This window comes from Pseudoxanthomonas sp. P4_B2, assembly GCF_056402315.1.
This window is the reverse complement of sequence record NZ_JBFUHQ010000005.1, coordinates 247,999-268,372: the sequence shown is the minus strand read 5'-3', so window position 1 is coordinate 268,372 and position 20,374 is coordinate 247,999. Positions and strand designations below refer to the sequence as shown.

Genomic DNA, 20,374 nt, shown 5'->3' with positions numbered 1-20,374 from the left:
TCGCTTATTGCAGACCCAATCCTGTTATCAGCGGCTGCAGATAGTCCCGGTACGGCTCCCATTTCGCTTTCGATCTGGAGACCACAGGTCCCCTGACCTGGACGGCGCTGGCGGTCGCCACACTGCGCGAGGCAGAACGTGGATCGAGCATCGTCGGCAGGAAGGAAAAGCCGCAGAATTCGGACACTTCACGCATGACTTGCTCGGTGTCGGTAGTAAGGCGAGCGTAATCCACGTCCAGAATGCGGCCGGGGAAGCGTTCGTGCCAATGGCGCATCAAGTCCTGGTATTGAAGGTAGTAGCTCGCTAGCTCGGCCTGGTCATAGGAATACTGAGCGGCACCGCTAAACATCTCCCTGAGAATGGAGAAACAAGTCTCCACCGGATCGCGGGTCATGTGGATGACCTTCGCATCCGGCAACGCTTGGCAGATGAAACCAACGTTCATGGTGTTCGGCGGCCACTTGTCGGTGATGTGCGTATGTCCATTCAAGCGCCAACTGACTCCATGCAGATACTGCATGCCCACCTGGGTGAAATCCACTCCCTTGGCGCGCGCGATAACCATCTCATCAGTCACGCCATGGCAGTAATGGTCAACCGCGTTGCGCATGCAGCCGGTCATATCCTGCAGCTCACCAGCGTTGAGGATATTCGGATTTCCGCCGATCAATTGCTCCAGCAGCGTTGTCCCCGAACGGTACATCCCCACCACGAATACAGGCGTGAATCCAGCGCGTGCGGAGCTTCTCGCGCCGGTCGGCATCGCCTTCAACTGCCGGAATAAGGCGCGCGTTTGCGCATCGCTGTACTTCAACTCCGATCTCTGCGCCTTGCAGGCCGCGTCCAGGGCCTGGGCGGCGGCGGGAATATCCCCCAGATCGTCAAGCTCTTTGTGCAACGCGTAATAAAGATATGTCTTGTCCTTGGCCGGATGAGCGCGTGAGGCAATGAGGTTCTGCAGCTGATCGACGTGATTCGATGCCGCCGTTTGCTTGCGCAGGCCTGCCAAGGTCCACCAGGCATTGGGCATCCCCGGCGATAGTTTCAGGCATTCGGCCAAGTCCTGTTCCGCTTCATCGAACAGGCCAAGAAACACCTTTACCTGAGCGCGTGCCAGCAATAGCTGCGGGACCCCGGGACGCCGGGCAATTGCTCTATCCAGATACTGCACCGCTTTTTGCTGCTCTCCCATGTAGCTCAACTGGGCCGATACCACCTGCAGCCCCTGGGCATCCAGATCGAGTAAGAACGGCGATTGCTCGATGAACCAGTTGATCGCTCCCATCTCGTTGAAATTGCGCAACCGATTGAGCAGCCGGACCACCGTCGCGGGCGCGCGCGGCCGTTGCGCGCAAGCGCGGAGCGCGTACGCCCTGGCTAGGCTGTAATGGTCTGCGTTTGACTCGATATAGGACAGGTGCAGCAAGGCATCGGGATGCTCGACTACTTCCAACACCTGCAGGAAACGTCTCCGCGCTTCCGGCCAGTTGGCCATGGCGACGGCTTTTTCTGCTTGGCGCAGCAGTTCGGTCGGGTCGTTCATGGCTCTGTAAATTTCATCTCATCGTTTCGAACGACGATTCTGGTTGGAAAGAACGCAAAAGCAAAGGGGCCCTTGCGGGCCCCTTTGGGGAAAACCACTTCTGTTACGTTGGATCAGAAGGTCTGCGTGTAACGCAGGTAGACCTGGCGACCGAACGCGTTGTACAGCGACGGGTTGTAGCCCTGCGTGTACGACGTGTCGAGCGACGGCTTCTTGTTGCCGACATTCAGCGCACCCAGCGTGATCTTGCCGTTCCACGGCGTCTTGTAGCTAGCCTGGATGTCGTGGGTGATATACGCCTTATGTTCGCAGGTATGCACGTAACCCGCATCGATGCTGTCCTGGCAGCTGTAGCCATAGTTCTCGGCCAGGTAGTCGATGTAGAACTCCGGATCGTAAGCAATCGCGTTCACGGTCCAGCTGAACGAGAAGTCGCCCTTGGTCCAGGTGTTCAACAGCGAGGCACGCCATTCCGGAACGCCCTGGGTGCCCACGAGGTCGTCGGCGCCAGAGATCGGATCAGCGATTTCGTACTTGTTGACCCAGCTGACCTGCAGCGAGTTCTTCAGCTCGCCCCACTCGCCGAAATCGAAGTTGGTACGGGCGCCGAAATCCAAGCCGTCGGTGTTGATGACGCCTTCGTTGCCGGCACCACGACGGACCTGGACCAGTGCGCCGGTGATCGGATCGCGGGTAACGCCCAGGTTGGAGGGCAGGAACTGGCCCAAACGCGCACGATTGATAACCGTCTGCGCCGAGTAGCTCTTGATCTGGTTGGTGATCTCGATGTTGTAGTAGTCCAGGCTCAGGTTCACCCAGTCAGCCGCATCCCACACCACGCCCAGGCTCCACTGCTTGGACTCTTCCGGCTGCAGGGTCGGGGTAGCGACCACCAGGCCGTCGACCTGGATGGATGCGCCCGGCGGACGGCCCAGCTGGATCGCCGTCGGTCCGTCAACCACGGTGTCGGCAGAGAAAGCCGACTGCGCGTTGATGATGGTCAGCGGCGGAGCGCGGAAGCCTTCGCCATACGAACCGCGGAAGGTCAGGCTGTCGATCGGGTGCCAGCGCAACGACACCTTCGGAGAAGTGGAATCGCCGAAGTCCGAGTAATCGTCGTAACGAACGGCGAGGTCGGCTTCCAAGGACGGCAGGAAGGGCAGGATCCACTCGCCGTAGACGGACGAGAGGGTACGGCTACCGAACGACGAGTTGCCCGAGGAACCGCCGATGTTGCCGGCTGCGGACTGTGCGTCGTAGATGTCCGCATAGTCTTCCTTGCGGTGTTCGGCGCCGACGGCGACGACCGAGGTGCCGCCCGCCATTTCGAACAGGTCGATGTTCGCCACTGCGAACAGCTCGTCCTGGGTGAAGTGGCCGGTGCGCGCGGTGGTGGCGCGGATGTCGTTCAGCACCACTTCCGAATTGCCGCCCGGATTGAACACGTTGTAGGCGCCGGAATTGAACAGCTCGGTCGCACGCGGGATGTTGACGTAGTTATAGCCGTGCGACTGGAAGGTCGAATCGCTGCGACGCAGGCCGAAGTCCACGGCGACCTTCTCGGAAGCCTGCCAGTTGGCGCCCAAGGTGAAGTCGTAGACGTTGGTGTCGTCGTAGTTGTCGCGCGGGCCCAGGGCTGCGAAACGGTGCTTGATCAGCGTATCCACGCCACGGGTGTTGTTCGGCGTGCCGGCGCGGACGAAGATGTACTCGGGCGTCGGCGCGAAGCGGCCGAAGCTCTCGACGCGGGTCACGTTGCCGCTGAAGTAGATGTTCCAGTCGTCGTTGATCTGGTAATCGCCGCGGACGAACAGGCCTTTCTGCTCGATGGAAGCCGTATCGGCGGCCACCAGGTTGAAGTCGTACAAGCAGCTGGTGCCGGACATGTAGAAGCCGGTGTTGGTGCAGCCGCCGGGTACCGCGCCGCGGTTGGCGGTCGCAACAGGCTTGCCCTGCGGGTTGCGGGCGAAATCGTAGTAATTGTTGCCGTACGAAGAAGCGCCCGCGCCCACCCACGGCAGATCACCGATATAGGTGATGCCACGATTGTTGTAGGAAATACCACCCAGCAGGCGGCCGCGGTCGCCGGAAACGCCGAACAGAGCCGAACCGGTCTCCGTATCGCCGCCACGCTCGCTGTTGCTGACGCCCATGGTGATTTCGGCGCCGTTGAAGTCCTTACGGGTGATGATGTTGACCACGCCGCCCAGCGCGTCGGCGCCGTAGATAGCGGAGGCGCCATCGGACAGGATCTCGACGCGCTCAACTGCAGCCAGCGGGATCGAGTTCAAATCCTGGCCTTCGCCAGTCTGCGGCGAAACCGGCGCACGACGGCCGTCGATCAGGATCAGGGTACGGCCGCCGCCCAAGCCACGCAGGCTCAGTTCGGAGAACGACTGTGCCGAACTGCCCGAAGCAGGCGTCAACGAACCGAAGGAATTGAAGGTGGAGCTCTGCAGCAGTTCGGCCACAGAAATCTTGCCGCTGACGTCGATGTCGGCGCGAGTGATCACGGTGACGGGCAGGGCGCCTTCGATTTCGGCGCGCTTGATGCGCGAACCGGTAACTTCGATGCGGTCGAGGGTCTTGGCGTCGCCGCTTTCGGCTTCCTGGGCAATGGCGTTGCCGGAAACCAGCGTCGCCGCGCCGGCGAACAACGCGAATTGAATCGCGGCTGGCAGCTTCTTAAGGTTGGTCATTTGATGCTCTCTCTCAAAGTCGAGTTGAAGACGCAGGTCCCCGTGGGACCCAAGTCAAATAAACAGACGTGAAATGGAGCAACGTCTGGTGGCCGAAGGATAACGTAATTTTTACGGTAGGGGGAAGGACTACACATGAAACTAATCCTTACGCCGCAAAACAATTGAAAAACAATGACTTACGTTGTTATGGAATTGTGATAGGTACTACATTTCGCCTATTCAAAAAACTCCAGACCCAATTCCAGCTGAACGCGTTGTTCAACTTGTCAGGCCAAAGACCGAACTGCGCTATTCCAATGCCTTGAGGATTTTGCTTGCTTCGGAGAGCAGACTGGGGGGCATCCGCGAGCCATATTCCTGCAAATAAGCCCCGACCTGTTCGAACTCGGCCTTCCAGCCCGCGCGATCAAAGTCGAAAAGCGCTTCCGCCGGGCCGTCCGCAAGGTCCAGGCCTTGCAGGCGAAGTTCGCCGCCTTCCGGCAGAAGCCCGACCGGAAGCTCTACTGCCCCTGCCCTGCCCTCTACCCTTTCGATCATCCATTCCAGTACCCGCAGGTTCTCGCCGAAACCGGGCCACAGGAACCGGCCCTCCTCACCCTTGCGGAACCAGTTGACGTGGAAGACCTTCGGCAAGTTCGCGCCGGGCCGGTCGAACGACAGCCAGTGGGCGAAGTAGTCGGCGAAGTTGTAGCCGCAGAACGGCTTCATGGCCATCGGGTCGCGACGCATCACACCGACATCGCCGGTAGCGGCGGCGGTGGTTTCGGAACCCATACTGGCGCCGACCAGCACGCCGTGGGTCCAGTCGCGGGCTTCGAACACCAGCGGCACCAGCGAAGCGCGACGGCCGCCGAAGACGATGGCGGAGATCGGAACGCCCTGCGGATCTTCGGCGCGCGCCGAGTAGCTTGGGCACTGCCGGGCCGAAACCGTGAAACGCGAGTTGGGATGTGCAGCCGGACCATTGGCCGGATCGAAATCGCGGCCCTGCCAGTCCTTCGACGGCAGTCCCGAATCCAGACCTTCCCACCAGGGCTGGTTGTCGGCGGTTACCGCGACGTTGGTGAAGATGGTGTCGTGCCCGATGGTGGCCAGCGCATTGGGATTGGATTTCTCCGAGGTGCCCGGCGCAACGCCGAAAAACCCGGCTTCCGGATTAATGGCGTACAGGCGGCCGTCTTCGCCGGGACGCATCCAGCAGATATCGTCGCCCACCGTCCACACCTTCCATCCGGCTTCGCGATAGCTTTCCGGGGGGATCAGCATGGCCAGGTTGGTCTTGCCGCAGGCCGATGGGAAGGCCGCAGCGATGTAATGGGTCTCGCCGCGCGGATTCTCTATGCCGACGATAAGCATGTGCTCGGCCAGCCAGCCCTCCTGCCGCGCCTGCCAGGAAGCGATGCGCAAGGCGTGGCATTTCTTGCCCAGCAAGGCATTGCCGCCATAGCCCGAACCATAGCTCTTGATGCTGAGCTCTTCAGGGAAATGCATGATGAAGCGGCGATCCGGATCCAACTCGCCGGTGGAATGCAGGCCTTTGACGAACACTCCTTCCTTTTCGATGCGCGCCAACGCCGGTGCGCCCATGCGCGTCATCAGGCGCATGTTGGCGACTACGTAAGGCGAATCGGTGATTTCAACGCCGCATCGCGCCAGTGGGGAATCGATCGGGCCCATGCAATAGGGAATGACATACAGCGTGCGGCCGCGCATGCAGCCAGCGAACAAGGCATCCATCCGCCGATGACCCTCGGCCGGCGACATCCAGTGGTTGTTTGGGCCGGCATCGTCGCGGTCGCGGCTGCAGACGAAGGTGAGGTGCTCGACGCGCGCGACATCGCTGGGGTCGGAGCGGTGCAGCCAGCTATCAGGATGCGTCTCTGGATTGAGCGGCAGCAGTGTGCCGTCCGCTTGCATCAACCGCAGCAGCGCTGCGTTCTCTTCCTCGCTGCCATCGCACCAATGAATCGAATCCGGCCGGGTTAGCGCCGCAGTCTCGGCGACCCAGCGGTTCAAACTCTCGAGTCGGCTGGCGACCGGATGCTTTTCGTCGAAGTACGAAATCGCTGCGTTCATGCGCGCCCTCCCAGGCCGACCATATCGTTACGAATGCAACTAAATAGTACTCGCGCCGGGAGGCGGGGTCTTGCTGCAGTGCAGACCCGGTTTTATGGGAGTTTATTTACGGGAATTTATGAAAACGTTATCAGCCGTTCTGCGCGCGTCGATAGGGCTGGAATAACTGCAGTAGCCAGGGCTTCTGCGCCAGCACCAGACTGACCCCGACCCGTTCCTGCGCGCTCAAAGTCGCATCGCGAGCCAGCAGCGCATCGAACTCGCGCGCTAATTCCTCTAAGCGCAGGCGGAGTTGCTTGACGCCTTCGATGCTCAGGCTGCCGCTAAGCAGCAGCAGCGCATCTTGTTCGCCATCGAACGGGTCGGCGAAGAAATCGCCGAGCAGGTTCAGGCGGAAATAGCGTTCCATCGGCCCATTGGCGCGCCAGCGGAAATTGCGCGCGGTGAGCGGGCGTCCGCGGTTGCCCGGCATCAGTTCGATGATGCCCAGGCGATCGAGCTTTACCAGCAGCGTGGTCCATTGCGCTACATTGAAGTCGAATTGAGCCAGCACGTCTTCTTGACGCCAGCGGTTGATGGTCAGGAACAGCGCAAGCAAGAGCGCAGGCTCGCTCACCAGCGCCTGCTCCTGCGATTCGCTGAGATTGGCCATGGCCGGGCGGCCACGCGCGGATTCGGCACTGAGTTCGGCCAGACCCACATCCAGCGCATCGCAGATCTGCTCCAGTCGCTGCAGGCTCATGGCGCGTTGCGAGAACATGCGTTTGATCGCCGCCTCGCTCAGCTTCAATCGGGCTGCCAGATCGCGATAGGTCAGACCTTGCGCGCGCAGGCAGCGTTTCAGGGAGTCAACGAGTTCGATGGAGAGGGCCATAGGTCTAGGAATCGTATACCCAACCCACAACATCTGGCCACCTAGTAGAAAGATGTTGAGTTGTGGCGGAGGGTGCGCAAGCTGCGATCAAACCGAACCCGGAGTTTGATCATGCTGCGTCGCCACCTCAATTTTCCGATCCTGGCATTGGGTGTGTTGCTAGGCAGCTTCCACGGCCCGGCCAGTGCGCAATCCAACCATGTCAGCGATGCCTCGGCTGCTAGCCTGGATGCTTCCGTGCAAGTCCCGGTCGCCGTTTACGATGCGTTGAAGGCCGGCGCGCACTTCGCCGTGACTGGTGTGCAAGCCAGCGCGCGCGGCACGGTGCTGACGATTTCGGTCGCACCCGCATTCGGTTCCCTCCTGCTGGCTGGTCTGGTCGAACCCGATTACAACTTGCTTTCCGGCTCACCCGAGACCAGCGTGGGCACGGCGCTGGTGGTTTCGGGGGGCTTGCTGCTGATGGTGGGCAGCACAGCGATCGCTTTCATCCCCGAACCAAGCGCGCGCGCCCACATACATAGCCGGCGGATCAGCCTATGAGATCTCCTGCCTGGTTACTGGCGCTCTGCCTGGCATGGCCGCTGACCGCTGATGCCGGGACGCAATGCGAAATCCAGCCGGCTACGCCGCAAAAGCTCGCCGACGCGACCGCCACCGCGATGCGGGTGGTGGCGGCGCTGGAAGCAGCCGATGCGCCCGTTGCGCTGGTCGCGCGCGTGGGCACCGATCTTTCTAAACAAGGCCTGGTCTACAGCCATGTCGGTTTCGCACTGCGCGATCACGACGATGGCCGCTGGACGGTGTTGCACCTGCTCAACGAGTGCGGCACCGCACGTTCGGCTCTGCATGCGCAAGGACTGGTGAACTTCTTTTCCGACGATCTGGTGAATCAGGACGCTCGCATCGTCTGGCTGCAACCGGCGCTGGCGCAGCGGCTGGCCGATCACCTGCGTGGGCTTCCGCAGAATGCTCTGCACGAGAAGGCCTACAACCTGATCGCGCGTCCCGGCAGCAACGAGTACCAGAACTCCACCGCCTGGGTTCTGGAAACGCTGGCGGCGACTGCTTCGACGCCGGAACTGCAAGATCGTCGCGTCGCGTACTTGTGGGCGCAACGTGATGGCTTCAGGCCCGACACCGTCCATATCGCCTATACAAAGCGCGTGTTGGGCGGACTGTTTGGCGCCAATACCATCTTTACCGATCACTCCGTCGGCACCCGCCTGTCAGGCGACTATCCGATCGTCACTGTACGTTCGATCTTCCGCTACTTGGAAGAACGTGGCCATGTCCTGCGCCAGACCGAATGGCGCAACGGAACACTGCAGACCGCAACCGGGCCTGCCTGAGTTTCTCGCAGATAGATCGAAACAAGGAAGCCCCGCATGCTGCCCGCTCTCTTCGCCATTGCCGCACTCTGCTTCCTGATAGAACGATTGTTCCCTGGCTGGCGCTTGCCGAAGGTCAGGACGTGGCCGATTCGGGTGATCGCAATCAATATCCTCCAACTGGGCGTGGTCTTGCTGGCTGGCGTTACCTGGGAGAAATGGTTTTCCTCTTTCTCCCTCTTCGATCTCTCGGCGCATGTTCCACCCGTTGCAGGCGGCCTCATCGCTTATTTTATCGCCACCTTCGTCTTTTACTGGTGGCATCGCTGGCGTCATGAAGTGGATGCGTTGTGGCGATTGTTCCACCAGATCCATCACAGTCCACAGCGGATCGAGGTCATCACTTCGTTCTATAAGCATCCAGGCGAGATGGTGGTCAATTCCTTAATCGGCAGCCTGCTGGTCTATACCGTGCTGGGCCTGTCGATGGAGGGCGGCATGGCCTACACCGCATGCACCGCACTAGGCGAATTTTTCTATCACACCAACATCAGGACGCCTCGCTGGATCGGCTATTTCTTCCAGCGTCCGGAGATGCACCGCGTGCATCATCAATACGGCAGGCATAAGAACAACTACGGCGACATCGTTTGGTGGGACATGCTGTTCGGCACCTACGAGAACCCCAAGGAATTCAAGGCGACCTGCGGCTTCGACGAGAACAACGAACTACGCCTGCGCGAGATGCTGTTGTATCGCGACGTGCACAAACCGTAGCGCCATGCGGCGCACCGTGCCTGGGAAGGCTGTTATTCGAGTCTCAACTCCGCATTTCCCGAGAACGTCTCGAGGTGGATCTCGCCTTCGCCCGCGCCGTAACGGGTATTGAAGCTCGAACCAGGACCATGTTCCGGTCTCTCGATCCTCGCACCTGGCGCTTTGAGATCGCCGCTGAAGCTTTCCCCGCTGACCTGCGCGGACAGGTTCTTGGGTAGCGTCAACCTCAGACTGCCGCTGACGCTCTCCATCCTGATCTCGCCCTTGGACGCCAGCGCCGTACGAACCTCGGCGTTTCCACTGACGGTACTGGACGAAAGTTCGCGGACGCGCTCGCCGTTGACGGCCACATCGATGTCGCCCGAAACGGTTTCGGTCCTGATCTCGCCGTTCATGCGGCCACGCAGGATGATTCCACCGCTTACGGTCTGCGCCCGGACATCAGCGCTGTTGACGGTCAACCGCAGGTCGCCGCTGACGCTTTCCACATCGACCTCCCGGGGCGCTGCCGCAAGCATCACGTCTCCGCTGACGTTTTCGATGGACAGCTTGGAAGAGGCTACGCCGGATACATCCACGTCCGCGGAGACCGCGTCGATGTCCAGTTCCGCGCGTACCGGGACCATCAGCTGCAAATCGGTAGGTCCGGATTTGTTGCCGCCCCAGCCGCCATTGCTGGGATATTGCACCTTCACCACCAGATGCTCGGAGTCGCCTTCCACCACCAGTTTTTCCACGCCATCGCCGAGGGTGCCGGAAATCTTCACTTCGTTGCGGTCCCAGGCGCGCACCTGGATGCTTCCCTTGATGTTTTCGATGTCCACACGGCCCTGCGCATCCAGTGGACGCGTTTGGTCGATGGGCGTGGCGGCGCTGGCCACTGCAGAAAGCGCCAGCAACGGAATGAAGAACAATGAAGCGACAGGGGCTGTGTAGCGCATGGGAATCTCCTCAGGTCATGACCGCGCGCTGCGTCAACTGCAGGCGTCGTGCGTAGGTGCGGCGAAGTTGTTCTAGTAGGAACGAGGCGTCAGGATCTCGGTCGATAGCGGAGAGAATCTGCGCCGCGCTGCGATCGAGTTCGCCGAACGCGCCGTGCATCTCGGGTTGGATATCGCTTTGTTGCAAGTGGGCAAAAGCGCGTTCGTAATCCAACGCCATGGCGACCGCCTGCTGACGGATCAAGGGATTGCCGACAGGCGCCTGCTGCGGTGCGACGGGCACCATTCGCCAGACCATGCCGACGGCAAGCAGCACCGAGGCCGCCATCGCCCAAGGGGCGAGCCGCCGCGTCCGCGATTTTCCCGGCACGGCCGCTTCCTGCGGCGTGGCGGCGATACGCGCGGCGATACCCGGCCACAGATCAGCCTGCGGTTCCACATCGCGACGCAGCCCTCGCAGCTGCCAACGCAGTGTCTCTTCCTCTTGTGCGTTCATACCTCACCTCCTAAACGTCCGCGCAGCAACTGCCGCGCGCGGTGCAACTGCGCCTTCGAACTGCCAACCGCCATACCCAGTTCGTTGGCGATTTCTTCGTGTTTCCAACCCTCTACGTCGTGCAACACCAGCACCGCACGAGCGCGCGGCGGCAGCGTGGCGACGGCGCGTTCCAAATCCATCGAAAGCGCGGTGCCGTTGCCTGCGGAATCCGTCATGCCCAGGCCATCGAGCGCGTCTTCGTCTTCGTCGAAGCGCGGACCGCCGCGGCGGCTGCGCAGCTCCATCAGCGCGGTGGTGACCGCCAGCCGATGCAGCCAGGTGGAGACGGCGCTTTCGAAACGGAATTTCGGCAGCGCCTGCCAGGCGCGGACGAAGGCTTCCTGAGTCAGGTCTTCCGCGCGCACCCCTTGCGCACCCACCAGCCTGACGATGACGCCGTGTACGCGTCCGGCATGGCGGCGGTAGATCGACTCGAAAGCGCAGGCATCGCCTGCAGCGGCCGAACGCGCCAGCGCGGCATCGGTAGCGGCGGCCACCTCGGCGGTGGTCGTGTCGGTCATCGATTCGCTCATGGCAGCGGTCAGCATAGACATTGGGATGCGGCAATGGGCCGTTAGGTTTAAGGCGGCACCATTAATAAAGCAAAAAAGCGCAGCACGGCTCTGGATTCGCTTGGCTCTGCTGCCTGCCGACCCCGTGAGGCGCGGCAAGCGGGACGGGATAAACCCCGCAGGGGCGGCGCAAAGGGATGTGCGCCGTTTCCGGAGGCGCAGAGCCTGCCCCGTACTTGATACGGGGATGCGCCTTACGGAAATTCCCGGCCTGCTTGCGGACCCAGCGGCTTCATCGCTGGGCGCGCCGTTAGGGTGTGTTTCTTTGGTTACTTTCTTTGCACAAGCAAAGAAAGTGACTCGCGCAACGCGCGGCTTTCAACAGCCGAACGGCTGGTCAACGCTTTTGGCTTATGGAATTAGAAGCAAGATCAAGATGGATCCCAGCCTTCGCTGGGATGACGTCATCATTAGTTCGCGAGAGGCACTGGATCCACGCCTTCGCGGGGATGGCGAAACCAGCGGGCTCAGTTCGGAATCAGCGTGCTGATCACGTGCTCCACATAAGCTTCGAACTCTTCATGATGCAACCGCGGCTGCTGCAGCTGCAGGGCCAGCTGCAGGAAGCCCAGATAGGCCGAATACGCCAGGCGAGCGCGGTGCTGGGCCTCGGTACGGCCCAAGCCGGCCTGGCGGAAGGAAGCGACCAGATACTCCAGACGCCGCTGCGAAACCCGGTTGATCACCGGTTGCACGGCCGGATGATCCAGCGCCTTCAGCAACTCGCTATAGATAACGTGTGGTTTGACTTCGTGGGCGACCAGCAGGAAGAGCTCGCGCAAGCGCGCCCGCGGATCCGGTACGGCCTCCAGGCTGCCGAACACGCTTTCCTGTTCGATCGCTTCCCAGCGTTCCAGCGCCGCCTGCAAGAGCGCGTCGCGCGACGGGAAATGCCAGTAGAAGCTGCCCTTAGTGACGCCCAGCCGACGCGCAAGCGGTTCCACCGCTACCGCCGCAACTCCTTGTTCGGCGACCAGATCCAGCGCGGCCTGCGCCCAATCCTCGGCGCTGAGACGTGCGGGCCGGGAAGTGTTGGCTGAAGCCGATTCGGGCGCATTCGAAGTCATATTTCACATTTAACCATACGCCGAGGTTTGTTGCGGTATGTTTTACCGCCTTGCGTCGAACATCTCTGAAATCAGCAGCTTGCAGCGGCAAGGATCTGGGCGGCCGACGCCGAAACCGATTGACTACTCTAAATTGTGGGATCCATACTAGTCCGTATGGTATCCACTTCTTCCAGGCTTTCTTATGACCAACTGCCCCCGCAGTTGAGGACCCTGACAGGCGCTGGCGGCCTTCCCCTCGCCGCTACCGCATTTCCCACCGCCTCGCCCTTGCAGGCTTCCAATACCTTGCTTTTCGCGCACGGCTTCGGCCAGACGCGCGGTGCTTGGCAACGCAGCGGTATGGCGCTGGCGGCCGAAGGCTACGCCGGGCTTTCCTACGACGCGCGCGGTCATGGCGAGTCGGCACGCAATCCAGAGGACCTGCCTTATGCCGGCGAGCAACTCGCCGACGACCTAATCATCGTCGCCGGCGAACATGTGCAGCCGCCGGTGCTGATCGGCGCCTCTATGGGCGGATTGTTCGGCATGATTTCCGAAGCGCGCTGGCCGGGCCTGTTCCGCGCCATGGTGCTGGTCGACATCACTCCGCGCTGGGAAGAAGCCGGACTGCAACGCATTCTCGGTTTCGTCACCGCGTTCCCGCAGGGTTTCGATTCGCTGGACCACGCCGCCGACATCATCGCCGCCTACCTGCCGCATCGCCGTGCGCGCAAGACGCCGCAAGAGCTGCGTGAAGTCCTGCGCGAAGGCAGCGACGGCCGCTGGCGCTGGCACTGGGACGCGCGTCTGATCGACGACCTGGTGCGCGATTGCGCACAACACCAGGACGACATCGTCGACGCTGCGCGCAACATACGCTGCCCGGTGTTGCTGATCAGCGGCGGCCGCAGCGATCTGGTTTCGGCCAAGACCGTGGAAGAATTCCAGGCGCTGGTTCCGCACGCGCGTCACGCGCATTTGCCGCAGGCCACGCATATGCTGGCCGGCGACGACAACGACACGTTTACCAGCACCGTGCTGGAATACCTGGCCGATCTGTCCACGGCCGACGCAGACGCAACAGCACTTAACGCCACTGGCGAATCCGCCGTCACCAACGCCGTCACCAACGCAGCACCCGGAGCCGCATCATGAGCATCGCCGCCCCCTTCTTCGCCTTCCTGCTGGTCGGTGCGTTCGCCGCCTACCATCGCATCCGGCTGGCCTACTGGGCCGCGATCACCGCTACCCTGCTGGTCGCATGCTGGCTGCTCGGCGCCAATCACACCGCGACCCTCGTCGCCGCTCTGCTGGTCGCGCTGATCGCGGTACCGCTGCTGATCCCCGCCATACGCAAGCCGCTGGTGACCGCGCCGCTGCTGAAGTTCTTCCGCAAAGTGCTGCCGCCGCTGTCGCAGACCGAACGCATCGCGCTGGAAACCGGTTCGGTCGGCTTCGAAGGTGAGTTGTTCACCGGCGACCCGGATTGGAACAAGCTGCTCAACTATCCCAAGCCGCAGTTGTCGGCCGAGGAACAGGTCTTCCTCGACGGGCCGGTGGAAGAACTCTGCCGCATGACCAACGACTGGGAAATCACCCACGTCCATGCCGATCTGCCGCCGGAGCTGTGGGCCTTCATCAAGAAGAACAAATTCTTCGGCATGATCATTCCGAAGGAATACGGCGGTCTGGGTTTTTCGGCGCTGGCCCACCATAAGGTGATCCAGAAAATCGCCTCGGTTTCCAGCGTGGTCAGCTCCACCGTCGGCGTGCCCAATTCGCTCGGCCCGGGCGAGTTGCTCAACCACTACGGTACCGACGAACAGAAGGACTACTACCTGCCGCGCCTGGCTGCGGGCGAAGAAGTGCCTTGCTTCGGCCTGACCGGTCCGTTTGCCGGTTCCGACGCCACCTCCATTCCCGACTTCGGCATCGTCTGCAAGGGCGAGTGGAACGGCGCCAACGTGCTGGGCGTTAAGCTGACCTTCGACAAGCGCTACATCACGCTGGCACCGGTGGCCACGCTGATAGGCCTGGCCTTCCGCATGTACGACCCGGACAAGCTGATCGGCGACACGCGTGACATCGGCATCACCCTGGCGCTGCTGCCGCGCGAAACCCCAGGCGTGGAAATCGGCCGTCGCCACTTCCCGCTCAATTCGCCGTTCCAGAACGGTCCCATCCACGGCAAGGAAGTCTTCATCCCGCTCAGCCAGTTGATCGGCGGCGTGGACAAGGCCGGCCTGGGCTGGAACATGCTCAACGAATGCTTGGCGGTGGGTCGTTCCATCACCCTGCCCTCCACCGCCAGCGGCGGTGCCAAGGCCGGCGCGCTGGTCACCGGCGCCTACGCGCGCATCCGCAAGCAGTTCGGGCTGTCGGTAGGCCGCTTCGAAGGCGTGGAAGAAGCGCTGGCCCGCATCGGCGGCAAGGCTTACGCGATCAGCGCGCTTTCGCAGGCCACTGCGGCGGCGGTCGACCGTGGCGACGTGCCATCGGTGCCGTCGGCTATCGCCAAATACCACTGCACGGAAATGGGCCGCGAAGTGTCCAAGGACGTGATGGACGTGGTCGGCGGCAAGGGCATCATCCTGGGGCCGCGCAACTTCGCCGGCCGCAGCTGGCAGGCCGCGCCGATCGCCATCACCGTCGAAGGCGCCAACATCATGACCCGCAGCCTGCTGATCTTCGGCCAGGGCGCGATCCTCTGCCACCCCTGGGTGATGAAGGAGATGAAGGCCGCGGGCAATCCGGATCAGCAGGCCGGCATGGAAGAGTTCGACCGCAATTTGTTCGGCCACATCGGCTTCGCCATCTCCAACGCAGTGCGCTCGTTCTGGTTCGGTCTCACCGGCGCCAAGATCGGCTCGGCTCCGGGAGACGATTACACGCGCCGTTACTTCCGCAAGCTGGATCGCTATTCCGCCAACCTAGCGCTGATGGCCGACGTGTCGATGCTATTGCTGGGCGGCAAGCTGAAATTCAAGGAGTCGCTGTCCGGACGCCTGGGCGACGTGCTGAGCCACATCTACATGACCAGCGCCATGCTCAAGCGCTATCACGATGAAGGCGCGTCGGTGGCCGACCAGCCGCTGCTGGCCTGGGCCTTCCATGACAGCGTGCACAAGATCGAACAGGCCCTGTCGGCAGCACTGCGTAACTTCCCGATCCGTCCGGTGGTATGGCTGCTGTGGCCGCTGATCTTTCCGTGGGGCCGCCGCGCCGTCGCTCCCAGCGACCGCCTGGGCCACCGCGTCGCCGCCCTGCTGATGACGCCGAACGAGGCGCGCGATCGCTTGGGTGAGGGTGTGTTCCTGACCCCGTGCGAAAACAACCCGGGCGGCCGCATCAACAGCTACCTGGCCAAGGCCATCCTGGCCGAGCCGGTGGAACGCAAGTTCATCAAGGCGCTGAAGAACAGCGATATCGAAGCGCTGGATTTCGCATCGCAGCTGGATGAAGGCGTGCGCGAGGGCTGGATCACGGCCGACGAGCGCAAGCAATTGGAAGAGCTACGCGAGATCACGCTGGAAACCATCACCGTGGACGACTTCGACGCACATGAGTTGCGGTCCGCCGGTTACTACGACAAGTATCGTGCTGAGAGTGGGCAGTCGCGCGAAGCGGCTTGAGGTTTTGAGCCCCACCCCTTGCGCAGCTGGGGGAGGTTGGGAGGGGGTGCTCTTTGCGCTGACTTCCCGCTGATAAGGCTTTAAGCAACAGCAAGATCAAGAGCTACCCCTCCCCAACCCTCCCCTGCTTCGCAAGGGAGGGGGCCAAGCCTGAGGCACCACATGAGCGCTTCCGTTCTGCAGCTCTACAACAGCATTACCCGCAAGCCGTTCGGTCATTGGCTGTTCTCACGTCTGATCTGTTTCAAGGCGCCCTACTTCGGCAGCATAAAGCCGCGCATGACCGTGCTTGAGCCCAACCGCGCCGAGGCCAGCATCGCCCATCGCCGCAGCGTCACCAATCACCTGGGCACCGTGCATGCGATCGCGCTGTGCAACCTGGCCGAATTCATCGGCGGGTTGATGACCGACGTCAGCATCCCGGCGTCGATGCGCTGGATCCCCAAGGGCATGACCGTGGAATACCTGAAAAAGGCGGTCGGCACCCAGCACGGTGTGGCCACGCCGGAATTTCCGCCGCGCGAAGCGGCCGAAGGCTACGAGTTGCCGGTGAACGTGGTGGTGACCGATCCGAAGGGCGAGGCCGTGTTCAAGGCACGCATCTCGATGTGGGTTTCACCCAAGCCGGCCCGCGTCTAGGACGACGTGGGAGCGGCGTCCCGCCGCATGCTTCTGCGCGTGGATTAAAGAGCCAAGGGCTCGCGGCGGGACGCCGCTCCCACGGTTTCATGCGCGAATACGCAATCAGACCCCGCGAGTCAGACACCACACCGCGATGATCGCGGCGATGGCCGGCACGCCCTGCACGAAGAAAATGCGCTTGTTGACGCTGTATGCCCCATACAGCGCAGCGACCACTACACAGCCCAGGAAGAACAGCACCACGTTCCACTGCAGGGTACATAGGCCCCAGAGCAGTCCTGCAGCAAGGAAGCCGTTGTAGAGCCCCTGGTTGGCAGCCAACACGCGGGTAGTCTCCGCTTTCTCGGGGGAATTACGGAAGGTCTTCAGACCCAGCGGCTTGGTCCACAGGAACATTTCCAGGACCAGGAAATACGCATGCAGCAGGGCGACTAGCGCGACCAGGATTTGCGCAAGCATTAGCATGTCGGCTCTCTGGTGATTCGGTTCAGGCCAGCATACCGGAAGACTGCGCGGGAGAAATTCCAGTTCGTGGTGAGCCCGGGATCAAGTCCGGGGCTCACCACGAACGAATCATTTTTCAGTTTCCGTCTGTACGGGCACTGGCACTGTTTCCCCCACCTTTTCCACCCGCTTCCACAAGCGCCAGCCGACGCTTGCCGCGGCGAATGCAGCCAGCGCGCTCAGTCCGGCGAAGCCGCCAATCGTCATGCCCAACGACTTCAGACCATTCATGCCGGTCGCGATGGCCAAGTCGCCGAAACGCCATACCGCGGTGTCTACCGCGTCCTGGCCCTTGTAGCGAACGTTGCGCGGCACACGGGTGTATAGGCTGTGCCGCGCCGGCTCGGCCATGCCGTAGGCCAGGCCGCGACTGACGATCAAGGCCAACACGGTCGGCGCCACCGGTCCAAGCAGCAATGGCAAGGTGAACAGCGGCGCATGCGGATCCGGCGAGAACACCACCATCAGCAGCACGGCGATGCTGACCAGCGCCCAGAGCATGATCACCGCGCCCGGCCCGCGCAACGGCAACAGCCAGCGGGTCAAGGTGACCTGTACGATCACAGTCAGCAGGTTCGCGACCAGGTCCACGTCGGCGTGGAAGCGCGTACGCGCCGCCGCGTCGGCGAAGGTCGCGCCGGAGTAATCGATCATCAGCGCGTAGTTGACCGTGCCGATGCCGTCGGCCAGCAGCAGCAGAACCGCCATGCCGCGTATAAATGGGTCGGCGAAGATCTGCTTCAGACCATCCCACATGCCGCCGCCAACCGCGTCCTCGTGACCGGCTTCGTGCCGGCGCGCACCGTGCACGCGCGCCCAGCGGCCCAGCAGCACCACACAGACCGTGGCGACGCCCAGCAGGCTGGCCGACACCACCAGCAGCGGCGCCACGCCAATCACCTCCACCAACGAGCGGGTCAGCGCTGGCCCGGCCAGCGCGCCCAGCGTGCCGGCGACGGCGATGACGGGGAACAGGCGCTTGGATTGGTCCAGGCTCCAGATGTCAGACATGAAAATCCAGAACACCGATACCACGATCAGGTTGAACACGCTGACCCAGACGAAGAACACCATACCTAGCGCACGCGGACTGAGCAGGCCCGCGTGGGTGAAGGCCGGGATGAAGGCCAGCAGACAGGCGATGAAGAACAGGTACACCACTGGCACCACTACCCGGCGCGGCCAGCGCGAAGCCAGCGCGGCGAACACCGGCGTCAACACCAGCGTGGCGATGAAGGTCGCGGCGTAGAACCACGGCAACTGGGTCGAACCAACCGCGGACGACAACTGTTCCCGTACCGGGCGGATCATGTAATAAGCGGCCAGCACACAGAAGAAGTAGACGAACGAAATGGCGACGCCGCGCCATTCGCCCATGTGGATGCGCCCCTGGTTCGGCTGCATGACTTCGTTCCCGTCCTTTACCGCCACGCCAGCGCGCACGGTATCCGATGCACTGCAACATCGCCAGCGACGGCAAGCCCAATCCCCACCAGCTTTCAGTCGCTTAGGCGCCGCGGCCCACGACAGAGCATTTGCTCTACCCCCGGCGGCTAGCGTCGCCGCACTCCTGCAACAGGTCTGGGCGTGTACGACTACATCATCATTGGCGCCGGTTCCGCCGGCTGCGTGTTGGCCAACCGCCTTTCCGAAGATCCCGCCATCAACGTGCTGCTGCTGGAAGCCGGCCCCCGTGACTGGCATCCCTTCATCCACATGCCCGCCGGACTGGCCAAACTGGTCGGGCAGAAGGGCGTGAACTGGAACTACGACACCGCGCCCGAACCGCAGCTCCACAACCGCCGCCTGTGGTGGCCGCGCGGCAAGGTGCTGGGCGGTTCCAGCTCGATCAATGCCATGTGCTACATCCGCGGCGTCGCCGGCGACTACGACGACTGGGCGACCGCAGGCGCCGAAGGCTGGGACTGGAACAGCGCCCTGCCCTACTTCAAGCGTTCGGAACGCAACTCCCGTGGCGGCGACGCGCTGCACGGCGATGGCGGACCGCTCTACGTCTCCGACCTGCGCTACACCAACCCCCTGTCGTCGGTGTTCATCGAAGCCGGGCAACAGGCGGGCTTCCACCACAACCAAGACTTCAATGGCCCCGAACAATCCGGCGTGGGCCTGTACCAGGTCACCCAGAAGGACGGCGCGCGCTGTTCGTCGGCCGTGGCCTACCTGCAACCGGCGAAATCGCGCCCCAACCTAGACGTGATGACCGGCGCGCTGGTGCGACGCATCCTGTTGGAGAACGGTCGTGCCGTCGGTGTGGCCTACGCCAGCGGCGGTCAGGAAATCCAAGCGCGCGCTGAACGCGAAGTGCTGCTGAGCGGCGGCGCGATCAATTCGCCGCAGCTGTTGATGCTGTCGGGCATCGGCCCGGCCGATCATCTGCAGGAACACGGCATCGCCGTCGCGGTGGATTCGCCCTATGTGGGCCGCAACCTGCAGGACCATCTGGACATTTGCACGCTGCAGCATTCCACCCAGCGCGTGACCTACGATCGGGTGGGCGATGTCGCCATCGCCTACAACTACTACCTTAAGAAACACACCGGTCCGGGCAGCAGCAATATCGCCGAAGCCGGCGGCTTCCTGCGTTCCTCGCTGGCGCCGGACGACCGCGCCGACATCCAGCTGCACTTCGTCCCTGCGATGCTGGACGACCATGGCCGCAACCGCCTGAAGGGCGACGGCTACACCCTGCACGCCTGTTTCCTGCGCCCGCGCAGCCGCGGCCGGATCGCGCTCAACAGCTCCGATCCGCGCGCCGATGCGCGCATCGAGGCGAACTACCTGAGCGACGAGGAAGGTTTCGACCTGAAGATGATGTTGGAATGCGCCAAGCTGTCGCGCGAATTGTTCGCCCAGAAGGCCTTCGACGCCTATCGCGGCGCGCCCATCCAGCCGCCACGCAGCGACCTGAGCGACAGCGAGCTGGTTGAGTTCATCCGTTCCAAGGCCGAAACCGTCTACCACCCGATCGGCACCTGCCGCATGGGCAGCGACGAGACCGCCGTGGTCGACAACCAGTTGCGGGTGAACGGAGTGGAAGGCCTGCGCGTGATCGACGCTTCGGTCATGCCGACACTAATCGGCGGCAATACCAATGCGCCGACCATCATGATCGCGGAACGGGCTTCGGATCTGATCCTGGGCAAAGCCGTGCTGGGCTGATTATGTTCGA

17 protein-coding genes are annotated in these 20,374 nt (G+C 62.4%); 7 read left to right on the top strand and 10 right to left on the bottom strand.

Going from position 1 to position 20,374, the window contains the following annotated elements; genetic code table 11:
• Positions 1–4: 4 nt before the first annotated feature.
• From AC1DTQ_RS14095 to AC1DTQ_RS14080, 4 genes are all read right to left on the bottom strand, one after another.
• Positions 5–1,546: a tetratricopeptide repeat-containing sulfotransferase family protein gene (locus AC1DTQ_RS14095; RefSeq protein WP_477850388.1), complete on the bottom strand. Its 1,542-nt coding sequence runs from the start codon at positions 1,544–1,546 to the stop codon at positions 5–7.
• A gap of 113 nt (positions 1,547–1,659) precedes the next feature.
• Positions 1,660–4,245 (bottom strand): TonB-dependent receptor plug domain-containing protein, encoded by a 2,586-nt coding sequence (locus AC1DTQ_RS14090; RefSeq protein WP_477850387.1) that lies wholly within the window; start codon positions 4,243–4,245, stop codon positions 1,660–1,662.
• A gap of 291 nt (positions 4,246–4,536) precedes the next feature.
• Positions 4,537–6,324, bottom strand: a complete 1,788-nt coding sequence (locus AC1DTQ_RS14085; RefSeq protein WP_477850386.1) for a phosphoenolpyruvate carboxykinase (GTP) — start codon at positions 6,322–6,324, stop codon at positions 4,537–4,539.
• A 130-nt stretch (positions 6,325–6,454) separates the two neighbouring features.
• Complete coding sequence (locus AC1DTQ_RS14080) at positions 6,455–7,198, bottom strand: helix-turn-helix domain-containing protein (RefSeq protein ID WP_477850385.1); 744 nt, start codon at positions 7,196–7,198, stop codon at positions 6,455–6,457.
• Positions 7,199–7,309: 111 nt separating this feature from the next.
• Here AC1DTQ_RS14080 and AC1DTQ_RS14075 point away from each other — a divergent pair, with 111 nt between their 5' ends.
• From AC1DTQ_RS14075 to AC1DTQ_RS14065, 3 genes are read left to right on the top strand one after another with little or no spacing between them, the layout of a single operon-like run.
• The gene (locus tag AC1DTQ_RS14075) at positions 7,310–7,741 is read left to right on the top strand and encodes a hypothetical protein (protein ID WP_477850384.1); all 432 of its coding nucleotides are present in this window, start codon (positions 7,310–7,312) and stop codon (positions 7,739–7,741) included.
• On the top strand, positions 7,738–8,550 hold the full coding sequence (locus AC1DTQ_RS14070; protein ID WP_477850383.1) for a DUF2145 domain-containing protein: 813 nt from the start codon (positions 7,738–7,740) through the stop codon (positions 8,548–8,550). Before AC1DTQ_RS14075 ends, AC1DTQ_RS14070 begins: the two co-directional genes overlap by 4 nt.
• A gap of 36 nt (positions 8,551–8,586) precedes the next feature.
• Positions 8,587–9,306: a sterol desaturase family protein gene (locus AC1DTQ_RS14065; RefSeq protein ID WP_477850382.1), complete on the top strand. Its 720-nt coding sequence runs from the start codon at positions 8,587–8,589 to the stop codon at positions 9,304–9,306.
• Between the two features lie 32 nt (positions 9,307–9,338).
• On the opposite strand, the gene AC1DTQ_RS14060 is transcribed toward AC1DTQ_RS14065, so the two are convergent.
• The 4 genes from AC1DTQ_RS14060 to AC1DTQ_RS14045 all read right to left on the bottom strand — a co-directional run bounded on the left by AC1DTQ_RS14060 (position 9,339) and on the right by AC1DTQ_RS14045 (position 12,424).
• On the bottom strand, positions 9,339–10,247 hold the full coding sequence (locus AC1DTQ_RS14060) for a DUF4097 family beta strand repeat-containing protein (protein ID WP_477850381.1): 909 nt from the start codon (positions 10,245–10,247) through the stop codon (positions 9,339–9,341).
• Positions 10,248–10,257: 10 nt separating this feature from the next.
• Positions 10,258–10,743, bottom strand: a complete 486-nt coding sequence (locus AC1DTQ_RS14055; RefSeq protein ID WP_477850380.1) for a hypothetical protein — start codon at positions 10,741–10,743, stop codon at positions 10,258–10,260.
• A complete protein-coding gene (locus AC1DTQ_RS14050; protein WP_477850617.1) occupies positions 10,740–11,306 on the bottom strand; it encodes an RNA polymerase sigma factor in 567 nt (188 codons plus the stop codon). The genes AC1DTQ_RS14055 and AC1DTQ_RS14050 overlap by 4 nt, the downstream gene beginning before the upstream one ends.
• A gap of 518 nt (positions 11,307–11,824) precedes the next feature.
• Complete coding sequence (locus AC1DTQ_RS14045) at positions 11,825–12,424, bottom strand: TetR/AcrR family transcriptional regulator (RefSeq protein WP_477850379.1); 600 nt, start codon at positions 12,422–12,424, stop codon at positions 11,825–11,827.
• Positions 12,425–12,628: 204 nt separating this feature from the next.
• On the opposite strand from AC1DTQ_RS14045, the gene AC1DTQ_RS14040 reads away from it, so the two are divergent.
• The 3 genes from AC1DTQ_RS14040 (at position 12,629) to AC1DTQ_RS14030 (ending at position 16,677) form a co-directional block, all read left to right on the top strand.
• Entirely contained in the window at positions 12,629–13,561 is a 933-nt protein-coding gene (locus AC1DTQ_RS14040) for an alpha/beta fold hydrolase (RefSeq protein ID WP_477850378.1), read from the top strand.
• Positions 13,558–16,038, top strand: coding sequence for an acyl-CoA dehydrogenase (locus tag AC1DTQ_RS14035; RefSeq protein ID WP_477850377.1), 2,481 nt, complete (start codon positions 13,558–13,560; stop codon positions 16,036–16,038). The genes AC1DTQ_RS14040 and AC1DTQ_RS14035 overlap by 4 nt, the downstream gene beginning before the upstream one ends.
• A gap of 162 nt (positions 16,039–16,200) precedes the next feature.
• Positions 16,201–16,677, top strand: coding sequence for a hotdog fold domain-containing protein (locus AC1DTQ_RS14030; protein WP_477850375.1), 477 nt, complete (start codon positions 16,201–16,203; stop codon positions 16,675–16,677).
• Between the two features lie 105 nt (positions 16,678–16,782).
• Here the strand turns inward: AC1DTQ_RS14030 and AC1DTQ_RS14025 are convergent, their stop codons facing one another.
• Entirely contained in the window at positions 16,783–17,145 is a 363-nt protein-coding gene (locus AC1DTQ_RS14025; RefSeq protein WP_477850374.1) for a DUF1304 domain-containing protein, read from the bottom strand.
• A 108-nt stretch (positions 17,146–17,253) separates the two neighbouring features.
• Positions 17,254–18,588, bottom strand: coding sequence for an NTP/NDP exchange transporter (locus AC1DTQ_RS14020; RefSeq protein ID WP_477850373.1), 1,335 nt, complete (start codon positions 18,586–18,588; stop codon positions 17,254–17,256).
• 183 nt (positions 18,589–18,771) lie between these two features.
• On the opposite strand from AC1DTQ_RS14020, the gene AC1DTQ_RS14015 reads away from it, so the two are divergent.
• Positions 18,772–20,364: a GMC family oxidoreductase gene (locus AC1DTQ_RS14015; RefSeq protein ID WP_477850372.1), complete on the top strand. Its 1,593-nt coding sequence runs from the start codon at positions 18,772–18,774 to the stop codon at positions 20,362–20,364.
• Positions 20,365–20,374: the final 10 nt, after the last annotated feature.